This is a genomic window from Streptomyces marinisediminis (assembly GCF_026262575.1).
GTDB lineage: Bacteria > Actinomycetota > Actinomycetes > Streptomycetales > Streptomycetaceae > Streptomyces > Streptomyces marinisediminis.
This window is the reverse complement of record NZ_JAPKFL010000011.1, coordinates 15,372-27,268: the sequence shown is the minus strand read 5'-3', so window position 1 is coordinate 27,268 and position 11,897 is coordinate 15,372. Positions and strand designations below refer to the sequence as shown.

General features: G+C 68.2%; 11 protein-coding genes and 1 pseudogene. 3 read left to right on the top strand and 9 right to left on the bottom strand.

The window, feature by feature from the left end:
• Positions 1-159: 159 nt before the first annotated feature.
• From OSB71_RS10970 to OSB71_RS10935, 8 genes are all read right to left on the bottom strand, one after another.
• A complete protein-coding gene (locus OSB71_RS10970; RefSeq protein WP_265946997.1) occupies positions 160-651 on the bottom strand; it encodes a helix-turn-helix domain-containing protein in 492 nt (163 codons plus the stop codon).
• 115 nt (positions 652-766) lie between these two features.
• Positions 767-2,020 carry an acyl-CoA dehydrogenase family protein gene (locus tag OSB71_RS10965; protein ID WP_265946995.1) on the bottom strand — a complete coding sequence of 418 codons (1,254 nt, stop codon included), beginning with the start codon at positions 2,018-2,020 and terminating at the stop codon, positions 767-769.
• Between the two features lie 86 nt (positions 2,021-2,106).
• On the bottom strand, positions 2,107-2,739 hold the full coding sequence (locus OSB71_RS10960; protein ID WP_265946993.1) for a GAF domain-containing protein: 633 nt from the start codon (positions 2,737-2,739) through the stop codon (positions 2,107-2,109).
• Positions 2,739-3,374: a GTP-binding protein gene (locus tag OSB71_RS10955; RefSeq protein WP_265947262.1), complete on the bottom strand. Its 636-nt coding sequence runs from the start codon at positions 3,372-3,374 to the stop codon at positions 2,739-2,741. Before OSB71_RS10955 ends, OSB71_RS10960 begins: the two co-directional genes overlap by 1 nt.
• A 7-nt stretch (positions 3,375-3,381) precedes the next feature.
• Positions 3,382-3,789 (bottom strand): DUF742 domain-containing protein, encoded by a 408-nt coding sequence (locus OSB71_RS10950; RefSeq protein ID WP_265946991.1) that lies wholly within the window; start codon positions 3,787-3,789, stop codon positions 3,382-3,384.
• On the bottom strand, positions 3,786-4,301 hold the full coding sequence (locus OSB71_RS10945) for a roadblock/LC7 domain-containing protein (protein WP_265946989.1): 516 nt from the start codon (positions 4,299-4,301) through the stop codon (positions 3,786-3,788). The genes OSB71_RS10950 and OSB71_RS10945 overlap by 4 nt, the downstream gene beginning before the upstream one ends.
• Positions 4,302-4,370: 69 nt before the next feature.
• Positions 4,371-5,882 carry a sensor histidine kinase gene (locus tag OSB71_RS10940; RefSeq protein ID WP_265946988.1) on the bottom strand — a complete coding sequence of 504 codons (1,512 nt, stop codon included), beginning with the start codon at positions 5,880-5,882 and terminating at the stop codon, positions 4,371-4,373.
• 34 nt (positions 5,883-5,916) lie between these two features.
• A complete protein-coding gene (locus OSB71_RS10935; protein WP_265946986.1) occupies positions 5,917-7,812 on the bottom strand; it encodes a glycoside hydrolase family 15 protein in 1,896 nt (631 codons plus the stop codon).
• A 514-nt stretch (positions 7,813-8,326) separates the two neighbouring features.
• On the opposite strand from OSB71_RS10935, the pseudogene OSB71_RS10930 reads away from it, so the two are divergent.
• Positions 8,327-8,719 (top strand): annotated as a pseudogene (locus OSB71_RS10930) (TrmO family methyltransferase domain-containing protein); the annotation flags it as partial.
• Positions 8,720-8,751: 32 nt separating this feature from the next.
• On the opposite strand, the gene OSB71_RS10925 reads toward OSB71_RS10930, so the two are convergent.
• Entirely contained in the window at positions 8,752-9,243 is a 492-nt protein-coding gene (locus OSB71_RS10925; protein WP_265946984.1) for an ATP-binding protein, read from the bottom strand.
• Between the two features lie 175 nt (positions 9,244-9,418).
• Here OSB71_RS10925 and OSB71_RS10920 point away from each other — a divergent pair, with 175 nt between their 5' ends.
• The gene (locus OSB71_RS10920) at positions 9,419-10,807 is read left to right on the top strand and encodes a helix-turn-helix domain-containing protein (RefSeq protein ID WP_265946982.1); all 1,389 of its coding nucleotides are present in this window, start codon (positions 9,419-9,421) and stop codon (positions 10,805-10,807) included.
• Positions 10,804-11,688 carry a phosphotransferase family protein gene (locus OSB71_RS10915; protein WP_265946980.1) on the top strand — a complete coding sequence of 295 codons (885 nt, stop codon included), beginning with the start codon at positions 10,804-10,806 and terminating at the stop codon, positions 11,686-11,688. Before OSB71_RS10920 ends, OSB71_RS10915 begins: the two co-directional genes overlap by 4 nt.
• Positions 11,689-11,897: the final 209 nt, after the last annotated feature.

Genomic DNA, 11,897 nt, shown 5'->3' with positions numbered 1-11,897 from the left:
GGTGGGCGAGCCAGTCCAGGCGGTTCTCGATGAGGACGACGGCCTCCGCTCGCTCTGCGTCGGTGGCCAGCGGTCGCACCTCATAAGTGGACCTGTGCACGGGGTCGTCTCCGGCTGGCCTGCCGGCGCCCTGGCACAACTCAGGGGCGGGAGATGTGCTCATCGGCGTGCTCCCGCTGATACCGCTGCCTGCTGGTCGGCGCCCAGAAGCCCCCAGGTGTGGGCGAGGACGACGAGTTGGGTTGTATCGGTGGCACCCGTCTCGGCGAGTAACGTGTCGACCGCGGCGCGGCTGTCGGCCGGGGCCAGGCCGGCCTCTCGGGCGATGTCGCTGGGGCTGGTGTGCTCAGCGACGGCTCGGAGCAGCAACAGCTGCTCCTGGCTGAGTTTTGGCGTCGGCTTGTGTGTCGTGGGAGCGGCCACCTGCTGGAGAGCGAACAAGCGGTGCACGATCACCAGGGGCTTGCAGCGGGGCGGGCAGTGGAGGCTCTCGCGGATGTCGCGGAGGTATTGGCGGACGGTCATGGCCGACAGCCCGGTCTTCGTGGCGATCTCCTGTGGTGTGAGGCCGTCCGCGAGGTGCTGGGCGATGCGCTGCAGGGCCGGTGTCAAGGGTGTGATCGGTGCGCTGGTCGTCACGGGCAGAGTCACGATGTCTCTTTCTCGGCTGAGATGGACGGTCAAGGTGTCGCCGGTTCCCGCGGGGGCCGCGCGGCACGGGCCCGTGCCCGGCGGTCGGGATTCACCGAGCGCCGCGCACGGGGGTTCATACGGCGGTCGGGTCGGGTCGGGCCCAGGCGGCTTCGGCGGCGAGGTGCTCGGACCACTGGATGTGCTCTTCGTCGAAGGCGGCGTCGGCCAGGCGTATGCGCTGGACTTCGCCTGTTCCGGCGGGCGAGTAGGTGTGCTGGATGTCGCGCCACAGACGCTGGAGGAGGTAGTCGCGGTCGAGGGCGTGGGCGCCGTGCAGTTCCATGGCGTCCTGGGCGGACTGCGCAGCCCACTGGTGGCCGAGGTACTTGGCGTTGACGAGGTCGGCGTCGCAGGGCAGGCCCTGGTCAAGGAGGTGCACCGACTGATAGGTGAGGATGCGGCCAGCGCGCAGGCGGGCCTCCATCGCGCCGATGCGGTCCCGCAGAACGGGCAGATCGGAGAGGGCGCCCCGGTAGCGGGTGCGCGTCTTGAGGCGAGCCGTGGTGGTGGCCACGACTGCTTCGTGGATGCCGAGGCTGACGGCGGCCAGGTTGGGCCGGCCGTACAGGATGCTGCTGCTCTGGGCCACGCTCAGCCCCTGGCCGATCTCTCCGACCACGTTGTGGTCGGGGATGCGGACGTGATCGAGGTCGAGTCGACCGGCGGAGAAGCCGTGCAGACCGAGACCGGGGCGGTGGCCAGGGACGGAGAGCCCGGGGCGGTCGGCTTCGACCATGAATGCGGTCAGCGCCTGGGAGGTGCTCACACCCGCCTCGGCGGTGCGGGCGACCACGAGGTGGGCTCCCGCGAGGTGGCTGTTGCCGATATGGATCTTGCTGCCGGTGATCGCCCACTGGTTGCCGGCGCGTTCGGCGGTTGTTTCGATGCCGCCGATGTGTCCGCCGGCGAGCGGTTCGGTCACGGCGATCGACAGCAGCAGGGAACCGTCCCTCACCCCTGGCAGCCAGCGACCCTTCTGCTCGTAGGTGGCGAAGTGCAGCAGGGCGCCGACGGGGATCAGGGTGGCCTGCAGGATGGCCGCGGCAGACGCCGAGACCCGGGCGATGCGGTGGACCAGGATCGTCTTGGCCACGTGTCCGGCGCCCAGCCCGCCGAAGGCGGCTGGCACGGTGACGGCGAACCAGCCGCGTGCGGCCATCAGGTCGGTGACCTTGCGTTCCACCCTGCCCGGAGCGGCCTCCATGCGTGCGGCGCGCGGCGCGACGTGCTCGGCCGCGAAAGCATCCGCCTCGTCCCACAGCAGTTCGTGGCGGGCGGTGAGGTAGGGACGCAGCGCAGGAGGCGGCGTTGTGGATCTGGCGGGCATGGTCGTCTCCCTCTCCCTGGGTGAACGTCACGCGGTGGAGCGGCCGGGGATTGCCGGCGGCTCCCGGGTGGGGGCGGTGGAATGGCCTAGCGGACGGGCGCGCGGGCGATGTGGTCCGTCACCTGGGCGCCGGCGTTGATGACGATGTCCCTGAGTCGTCGGGCCTCGCTCAGGGGCCGTTTCTCTGGGTCGATGACGCAGACGGTGCCCAGCACGGTGCCGCTGTCGTGGATGAGTGGGGCGCCGAAGTAGGAGCGGATACCGACCGCGTCGACCACGTGGTTGCCGCTGAAGCGCGGACTGGCGTGCACGTCGTGCAGCGGGAGTGCCTTTTTGCGGGCCATGACCTCCGGGCACCAGCCGTGGTCGCGGCTCATGGTGCGGCCGACGATGACGTACCCGCTGTCCGGCGGCGGTTGGTGGAGGCCGACAAAGGTCTGCTCCTCCAGGAAGAGGTTGACGAACCCGTAGAGGAATCCGGCCTGCGTGGCCATGTCGCGGGCCAGCTCGTCGAAGTCCTCGCTGGCGGCGATGGGTACTCCCAGGTTTTCGAGCAGCTTGTACCGCTGGACCAGCTCGGTCGCCTGCTGGGGGTGTGGGACGGTCCCGGGCGGCGCGGAGGGGCCGCGGGCGAGGTCCCGCTGGTTGCGGCGCGGAAGTGAACGTGACGGTCGAGTGGCCGACGGTACGGGGCGAGGGGCGTTGGGCTGGTGTGGCATCAGGCGTCCTGGAGGCTGGTCGTGGGTGCGGGGTGAGCGGGGTCCGTGGATGCGTTCTTCACGGCATGGCTGACGAGGGTGAGCAGGGCACCGGCGACGTGGTTGGGGTCGCGCGCGTCGCAGGTGACCACTGGTACGGAGACGGGGAGTTCGAGGGCGGTGCGGACCTGTTCGGGGTGGTAGCGGTGGGCTCCGTCGAACTGGTTGATGGCGACGACGAAGGGCAGGCCGAGGTCCTCGAAGAAGCTGACGGGGGTGAAGCTGCTCTCCAGCCTGCGGGTGTCAACGAGGACGATCGCCCCGACGGCGCCGCGCGAGAGGTCGTACCAGAGCTCGACGAACCGGTCCTGGCCGGGCGTTCCGAACAGGAATAGCTCCAGGGGTACGGGCGCGTCGGGCAGGCTCAGGCGGCCGAAGTCGAAGGCGACCGTGGTCGTCTCCTTCACCTCGAGGCCCGCCAGGCTGTCCACGTCGACGCTGGCCTCGGTCAGGTACTCCTCTGTGCTCAGCGGCGTGATCTCGCTGACGGCACGCACGGCGGTCGTCTTGCCCGCGCCGAAGCCCCCGGCGATCACGATCTTCAGCACGGCCGGTGCGGCGTCGACGAGCGAGCGCGGCGGCGTGTGCAGCACCATGGCCGGGTCATCCGGCCTGGGGGTAGGCGATGGCATCAGGCCACTTCCTCTTCAAGCCCGCGGAAAGGGCCGCCAGCAACTGGGTAGACGGACCGCATTCCGCGTCCGTATCGGCATAGGGGTGAGTGAGGGGTACGACCAGGGCGTCGACGTCCAGGAGGTCGGAGACGAGGACCTTGACGACGGTGACGGGCCGGCGGAGGCGGCCCGCCAGTTCGGTCACCGAGCGGCGGCGCTCCCGGCACAGGGCGAAGATCTCCTCACACTCCTCGGGTTGTGCCGGGCCGGGTCGCCCCTGTCCGGCGTCCAACACGGTTTCCAGACCAAGCAGGTACCGCGGCCTGGTCCGCCCGCGTGTCAGGGTGTAGGTCCGCACGAACGTCGATTCCTCGGCCGCGTGGCCGTGTGCGCTCACCGGACCTCTCCGCCCGTGCTGACGCGGACGGGAATCAGCATGTAGGGGGCGAACTTGTGGACGAGGCGCCCCATCTCGTACCCGACGGTGCCCGCGTCAGCGTCTGTAGTGGCGATGACGGCGAGGATCGTGTCCACCTCGCCGCGTTCGTTGCCGGGGCGGTTGTCGAAGGCAGCGCTGCGTCCGGCGCTCTGGACGAAGAACAGGCAGTCCTCCCGCTCGATAACGACCTGCGTGGGCGGCCTCTTCTTGCGGCTGGGACCGGTGATGTTCGCCGCGAGGGAGGCAACGCCGCTGAAGGCTGCCGACAGCTCGTCCGCCCAGTCCTTCTCCACGTCGCTGTCCAGCAGCCGCAGCCCGTCCCTCGACAGCAGGACGGCGTGTGTGACGCCCAGGGTGTCGGAGGCGAACTGACGCAGCAGCCACGCCATGCTCTCCCGCTGGCCACTCGCGGTGGTCTCGGATGCGGACGCGCGGCCGGTCTCGGTGTGCATCTCGGGATGGGTGCTCATAGGGATCGCTCCAGAAGGGGAAGAACTAGCGGTTGTCAGCGAGCCCGCGCGAACGGGAGGGGGCGTGGTTCAGGGTCTGGGGTGCTCTGCCGAAGCGGGGCGAGGAATGGCGGCCCCGCCGGCCTGGATGCCGGTACGGAAGGCGCCTGCGAGCCCTGGCGTCGCCGCGGTCACGGGCGCTTGCTCACGCTCGCGATGTGGACGGAACGAGCCGGCCTGACGGGTGCGGGTGGGAAGGGCAGGCGCTTCTGCAAGGCGATCTGCCGCCCCGGGCCCCAGCACGCCGACAGTGCCGGGGTGAGCGCTCTGCCGCGCCGGCGGGGTGGCTGGTGCTGCGGCGGCCTGCCCCGCCGACGGCCTGGAGGGGCGAGTCTCCCTGGGGAGCATGCCGGGGTCCTCGACGGGGGGAATCGCGACGAGAAGACGTGTCGGAATGACGACCAGGGCGGTGGTGCCTCCTGTCACGTTCTCCTGCAGGACGACGGACAGCCCGTGTGACTGGGCGATCTTCGCGGCAACCAGCAGCCCGAGTTGCCCCGCTCGCACCTGGCCGCTCACGTCGACCTCATCGGGGGCCTTGAGCAGGTCGTTCATCTGTCCACGTGTCTGCGGATGCATGGGGATGGCCCGGTCCTCGACCTCGATCGCCAACCCGTTCGCCACCCGCTGGGCGCGCACGGTCACCTTCGTCGCCGGATCGGAGCACTCGCAAGCGTTCTCGATCAGCTCCGCCAGCAGGTGTGTGAGGTCCGGGCCCACATGTCCTGGAAGGCCCAGCTCGGCGCCCACGGACCCGGCCGCGACGGCGACACGCGGATACTGCACGACTTCGGAGACCGCGCCGCGCAACGCGGTCGTGACGGGAATGGGGCGGCGCACACTGCGCAGAGACTGCCCGCCCAGCACCGCCGTGCTCTCGACTTGGCGCCGCATCCGCGTCACGAGGTGATCGATCTCGAAGATCTGGGCCAGCAGTTCTGGGTCGTCGGTCAGCATCTCCAATTGGCTCAATGCTTCAAGGGCCTTCCCCACCAGGGCGTGTTCGCGCATGGCCAAACGACGCAGCACTTCGAGGAGGACGACGGACTGGGACTTGTCGTGCACGCGTATCAGCGATGCGATGGCCTGCACCTGGAGTGCGTTCAATGCAGCGTTGATATCGGTCGCAGCGCCTGACTGCTGCGTGTGCATGTCCGGCAGCGCCGGACGTCCTCCGCGGCACAGCTCATCCGCCGACCACTGCACCGACTTCTCGACAGCCGCTGCTGCCTCAGCGATGGTCGTTAGCGCCGTCGCCTGAGCGGCCTCCGCGGCTGTCTGCACGGCCTCCGCGCCCGTCCGCGCTCCGCGGGCCGCCACCAGCGTGACCCCGGCCAGGGCGAAGACAAGGCCGACCAGAAGCTGGCCGGAACCTACAGCTGACATCGACCAGAGAGCGAAAGCGGCACCGAGCAGCGCGACCAGCAGCACCAAGGGCAGCGCCACGGCGCTGCGAACACGGCGCAACGCGAATGCGTCGATCCGTTGACGTCTGCGGTGGCCGGGCGCGGCCGACCGTGCCGGGAAGACGCTGACAGGCATGGGAATCCTCGTCGGTGGGTGGGTGTTAGTCGTGCTACGGCGTCAGGCTGGTGCAGGTGCGGTGCGTGTCGCGCGATGTCGACCGCGGAGTCGGAACGGCGACCGTGCCTCGGCGGCGGTGGCAGGACTGCGTTGTCAGCTGATGAAGGAGCCGAGCGCTCTGGATCAGACCCATGTGACTGAACGCCTGGGGGAAGTTGCCGACCTGACGCTGCCGGACGGGGTCATACTCCTCAGCCAGGAGTCCGAGGTCATTGCGCAGCGCGAGGAGGCGTTCGAACAGGGCGTGCGCCTCGTCGAGGCGGCCGGTCAGCGCCAGGGCGTCGACGAGCCAGAAGGAGCAGAGGATGAAGGTGCCCTCATCGCCCTTCAGGCCGTCCACTCCGGCGCGTTCTCCGGTGGTCGGGTACCGGCGAACGAGCCCGTCTACCGTGGACAGCTCATGGCGTACCGCGTCCACGGTGCCGACGACGCGCGGGTCATCGGGCGGCAGGAAGCCGACGCGGGGGATCAGCAGTGTGGCGGCGTCCAGTTCCTGCGAGCCGTAGGACTGGGTGAAGGTGTTGCGCGTCGGGTCGAAGCCTTTGGCGCAGACCTCGTGGTGGATCGTCGCCCGCAGCTCGATCAGAGGAGCCAGGTTCAGGTCGAGGGCGCCGGCTTCGGCCAGGCGGATGGTGCGGTCGATGGCCACCCAGGCCATCACCTTGGAGTGGACGAAGTGCCTGCGCTCTCCGCGGATCTCCCAGATCCCCTCGTCGGGCTCCCGCCAGCGCTGCGCCAGGTGCTCGACGAGTCGCTGGTGCAGAACTGCGGTGTCGGCGCAGTGGGCGACACCGCGGTGGTGCGCGAGGTACAGGGTCTCGATCACCTCGCCGTACACGTCGAGCTGGAGTTGGTCCGCCGCTCCATTGCCGACCCGTACCGGGGTTGATTCTTCGTATCCGGGTAGCCAGGGAAGCTCCCGTTCCTGCAGGTCACGTTCCCCGGTTATCCCGTACATGATCTGCAGGTTCTCCGGGTCGCCAGCCACCGCCCGCAAAAGCCATCGCCGCCATGCCTGCGCCTCTTGCCGGTACCCGGTCCCCAGCAGCGCGGCCAGCGTTGTGGAGGCATCGCGCAGCCAGGTGAAGCGGTAGTCCCAGTTTCGGTTGCCGCCGATCTCCTCGGGCAGCGACGTGGTCGGCGCCGCGACGATCCCCCCGCTCGGCCCGTACGTCATCGCCTTCAGCGCGAGCAAGGAACGGACCACGGCTTCGCGGTATGGCCCGTCGTACGAGCACTCCTGCGTCCAGTCCCGCCAGAAGGCGAGCGTCTCAGCGAGCGCGGCCTCCGGGTCCGGAACGTCGGGCGCGGCTGCGTGGGAAGGGCACCAACTGAGCACGAACGCCACGCTCTGCCCAGCGGCGACGGCGAAGGCACTGACGACAGTGCCGTCCTTCTCCGCCTGTGGGACGCAGGTGTCGAGCCACAGAGAGTCCGCGCCGGCCTCTGCGACCATGCGCTCACCGGCCTCGTGGATCCACGGGCTGACACTGCCGTACCCCGGCCGGGGACGAACGGCCGAGACCATGGACACCACGCCGGTCAAACCTTCGACGATCCGTATCACTTGAGGGGCCCCGTCGCGCGGCGGCATGAAGTCCTGGACGCGGACCGAACCGGCCGGCGTGCGCCACACCGATTCGAGGACCAGCGAGTCACCGCAGTACCGGCGCTCTGCGACCGCTTGGAAGCCGGACCGGTCAGCAGGCTGCGCAGGAGCGATCTGCCAGGTGCCGTGTTCCTGTGTGCCGAGGAGCCCGGCGAAGGCGGCCGGTGAGTCGAAGCGGGGGAGGCACAGCCAGTCGATCGAGCCGTCGTCGCACACGTGGGCGCTGGTCTGCATGTCGCCGATCAGGCCGTACTGCTCGATACGCGGAAGACGCTTCATCGCGTGGATCTCCGTTAGGCCCCGCTGATGTGGGGGCGTTGGGGCCGCCGAACCGGCCGGGAACAGGCAGTGAGTGAGGGAGCCGGCGGTCACCGGGATGAGGGAGGTTGATCGAGGGCTGCCTGGCATCGCTGTCTCCCGGATCAGGGCCAGTCGTGCGAGAGCCTCGGCACACCAGCCACGCCGTCGGGACGAGAATCAGACCAATGAGGACTGCCCCATTCAGGCTCATTTGTGCGGCACCGAAGCGGCCCTCACCAGGGAGGCGAGGGCGACGGCGAAGACCGCACCACGCGCCACGTTGACCAGCGGCTTGCGCCAGGGCCGTCTCGGCACCGGCCGCGTCGCTCCGATTCCGCTGTTCCGCACCTTGGAGACGAGATCCTGCGTTGCTTCGGCCAGTCTGACCAGGTAGACCCTGCTGGACAGATAACCCTCCGGGAGGCCGTCCGAGCAGAGCTGCTGCGCATGGTGCAGGGCGGGCTCCGACGGGGACGTCAGTGCTCCCAGACGCCCGCTCGAAACCTTGCAGGGTATCGAGGAGTTCTCGCACCTGACGGTAACGTGGCGCTTCCACCTGGCGCGACCCGAAGACGTCCAGCTCCATGCCCGCAGCCCACGAGGCAACGAGCGATGGCCGGCGACCGGGACGTTCGTCCACCGCAATCACCGAAGGCCGAACCAGCTCGCGCTTAGCTACCTGCGTTTGCTCGACGTCGACGGCCGAGACCTTCTGGTCACGGACCTTGATGCCGTCGATGGAACGCGTGTGATCGACTTGGCGCCGTACTTCGAGCAGATGAAGCCTCGGGGCGCGGTACGTCAGCCGCCTTGGCCAGGCGAGACGCTTGACCCTTCTTACTTGGCGGATGCGAGCGAGCAACCTACGGGAGGAGAAGCGCCGTAGGGATGCCTTCACTGTGTATACGGCCTTCCGCATCACGACTCCACGAGCGGAGAACTCTGCGGCTGGAGCCGTTCGGGATCAGCGACGAACACCCATACGTCCTTGCCGGTCCCTGTGATCGAAACGGACATGTCGTCCGTGAGAGCGCGAACCAGCACCAGGCCGCGGCCGTTCTCGGCGAGTGGGTCTGTGGGAGCGAGAACTGGCGGGCAGCGGTCTTGGTCGCGCACGATGGCGGTCATACCATCTGCGACCTGCTGGATCAGGAGGTCGGCCTTCCTGCGGCCTTCCTGATCCGGCGTCGTGTGCTGCAACACGTTCGTCAACAGCTCGGTGACAACCGTGAGGATGCGGTCGGCGACAGAGTCCTCCACACGCCACAAGCGGGTGTGAGCATGCACGATGGCTCGCACCGCCCCGAGGTCCTGCGGATGGACGTCGAGAGTCATGTCGAGCTGGCCGCCCACCATTCGGGGCATGGCCAGAACGGATGACTGGGTGCGGGTTTCGAAGGCTGATCCCACGGTCGCTCCCTCCGTTCTGCCGGAACCCCTGTCGGGGTGCTCGGTTGCGGTGTGTACTGAGACTCAATCGATCAGCAACCATTCAGACAGAGCGCGCCGCGAGAGTGCAGGGCCTGATGCCGACACCTGGAAAGTTCGGCATCACGACGTCAGAGGGCAGGACATGCCGCAGCCGATGAAGAAGCTCAACCCAGAGGCGTCCCCGCAGGAGTGGTTCGGCAACGAGCTGCGTCGAATGCGTTTGGCAGAGGGGTTGTCTGCCGCTGCGCTGGGACGGTTAGTGCAGGTCAGCGATGATATGATCTTGGCGATCGAGAAGGGTCGATACCCCAGCTTGAGGAGGGACGTAGCGCAGAGGCTCGATGCCTTCTTCGACACAGGAGGGCTCTTCGACCGGGCTTGGCCCATGGCCTTCGGTAAGCGTGATGCCGATAAGAAGCGGCCCGATGCCGATATCCGGGTGTCAGAACGGGTGGAGCGCGACGTACGGAAGGGGGAAGGCCGCATCCTGGGCGGAGGCCAACCGTTTAATAGCACTGGGAGCCCTGAGCCCGTGGACCGACGCTCGTTCCTTCAAGCAGGCAGCCTGGCGGCCCTTGCCCCACTGAGCCTCGCACCCGTCTTCACCGCAGACCTTCCACTACCGCTCAGCGTCAGTTCGAAAGAGATCTCTCAGGTCCTGACCGCGGCCACCTCCATCAGCAACATGGACAACGCCTTGGGCGGCGGGGGAATGGTCCGCGGCATGGCTGCGCGAGCAATGGAATGGTCCGCTGGTCTCCTCCAGCTCCAATGCCCGGGGCACCTTCGCGCGGACCTGTTCGCGTCCGTCTCCCGACTAGGGATGGTCGTCGGCGCTTCCGCCTTCGACGCCTACCACCACGATGAGGCAACGCGCACATTTCACTTCGCGGCGGAGTGCGCCGAAGAAGCCGGTAACTGGCACCTCCGAGCCAAGAGCTACAGCTTCCTCGCCCGACAAGCCGTGTGGGTTGACGCGCCCGACGACGGTCTCACGTATGCGGAGAAGGGACTCGTACGCTCCGACCGGCTTACGGCCACCGAGCAAGCGATGCTGCACAGCGCCCGCGCACGCGCGTTCGCCAAGTTGGGCAACGTGCGCGAGACGATGGCGGCCGTCGGTGACGCCGACAGCGCCTTCAGCCGCGCTTGCCCGTCCGAAGACCCCCCGTGGATGGCCTACTACGACGAGGCACAACACAACGGGGACACAGCACACGCGTTGTGGGACCTGGCAGTTCTCGTCGGCCAGGATCCTGGCCGAGCAGCTCGCCGATTCGATGCCGCGGTCAAGGGACACACAGACAGTTTCAAACGATCCCGGGCGATCTCCCGGACCAAACTCGCCGCGCTGGTGATGGCCAAGGGAGACCCCCGGCAGGCCGCAGCCATCGGCCACGATGCTCTGGACGAGGTCGGTAAACTCACCTCTCGACGCGCCGCCGACGACCTCCGGCAGCTCGGCCACTTCGCGGCCAAACACCCCAGAATCCCGGAGGCATCAGACCTCCGGGAGCGCATCGCCGCTACGGTCGCCGCATGACTGCCTCGGTGCCAGAGTCGGAGCGCCAGCTTCTCGAACAGGTCTGTGCCGCAGCTGGGCTCGATCCCCACGGGGCGGAAGCCGTACGCCTGGCGGAGAACCAGATATGGCGTCTACCCGGCCGGGTCATCGTCCGCATCGCCCGAGCCGGTCAGGAAGCAGCCGCGGCTCGGGAGGTCCGGGTCGCCCGGTGGCTCGCGGACGCGGGTGTACCTGCGGTCCGCCTGGCGGACGTCGCGCAGCCGGTTCTCACCAAAGGACGCCCCGCAACATTCTGGGAGGAACTCCCGCCACCGACTCACGGATCAGTCCGTGACGTCGCGGCCCTGCTGCGTCAGTTGCACGCCCTGCCCACACCAGATCTCGACCTCGGTCACCTCGATCCATTCGTGCGTGTAGCCGCCCGACTGGAAGCAGCCGTGACCCTCTCAGAGGCGGACCGAAAATGGCTGCACGGCCTGCTTGGTGACCTCACAGCCGCGTGGGCCGACCGCCCGTCCGGCCGCCCGGACTGCGCGGTGCACGGCGACGCCTGGCCGGGGAACCTCGTCCGAGCTCGCACGGGCCCCGTGATCATGGACCTGGAGCGCTTTTCGATTGGGCCGCCGGAATGGGACCTCGTCTCCACCGCAGTTCGAGCAAGAACAACCGGGGCCGTCACCTCAAGGGAATACACTGATTTCTGCGACGAGTACGGAGCCGACGTCACTCAATGGGACGGATATCCGATTCTCGCTGGCGCGCGAGAGCTGCGCATGGTCAGTTACGCCGCGCAGCATGCGGCCAGTAATCCCGAGTGGCGCGATCAAGCGCAACACCGGGTCGACTGCCTTCGCGGCAAGGCTGGCCCGCGACCCTGGTCCTGGAAGGGGATCCTCTGAGATCCGCTGTGCCCCAGACAGCTCTGCTCCCCGACCTCATCGTAGGAGTGCCCAAGGGAGCACCTGCCACTGCCCCGGGATGACGGCGGCAGTTCCCGAACAATGCGACAGTTCGGACTCGTGGCCGGTCCGGCATCACAGCACCGGGCCTGCTGTTGACGAACCTTAGAACTCCTAACGAAATGATCTCCAAGGTGGTTGGATCACTC

Bases quoted from the DNA above. Each gene is read 5' to 3' on its own strand.
- OSB71_RS10965 (WP_265946995.1), bottom strand. From the start codon at position 2,020: ATGCCCGCCAGATCCACAACGCCGCCTCCTGCGCTGCGTCCCTACCTC.
- OSB71_RS10960 (WP_265946993.1), bottom strand. From the start codon at position 2,739: ATGCCACACCAGCCCAACGCCCCTCGCCCCGTACCGTCGGCCACTCGA.
- OSB71_RS10955 (WP_265947262.1), bottom strand. From the start codon at position 3,374: ATGGTGCTGCACACGCCGCCGCGCTCGCTCGTCGACGCCGCACCGGCC.
- OSB71_RS10945 (WP_265946989.1), bottom strand. From the start codon at position 4,301: ATGAGCACCCATCCCGAGATGCACACCGAGACCGGCCGCGCGTCCGCA.
- OSB71_RS10940 (WP_265946988.1), bottom strand. From the start codon at position 5,882: ATGCCTGTCAGCGTCTTCCCGGCACGGTCGGCCGCGCCCGGCCACCGC.
- OSB71_RS10935 (WP_265946986.1), bottom strand. From the start codon at position 7,812: ATGAAGCGTCTTCCGCGTATCGAGCAGTACGGCCTGATCGGCGACATG.
- OSB71_RS10920 (WP_265946982.1), top strand. From the start codon at position 9,419: ATGAAGAAGCTCAACCCAGAGGCGTCCCCGCAGGAGTGGTTCGGCAAC.
- OSB71_RS10915 (WP_265946980.1), top strand. From the start codon at position 10,804: ATGACTGCCTCGGTGCCAGAGTCGGAGCGCCAGCTTCTCGAACAGGTC.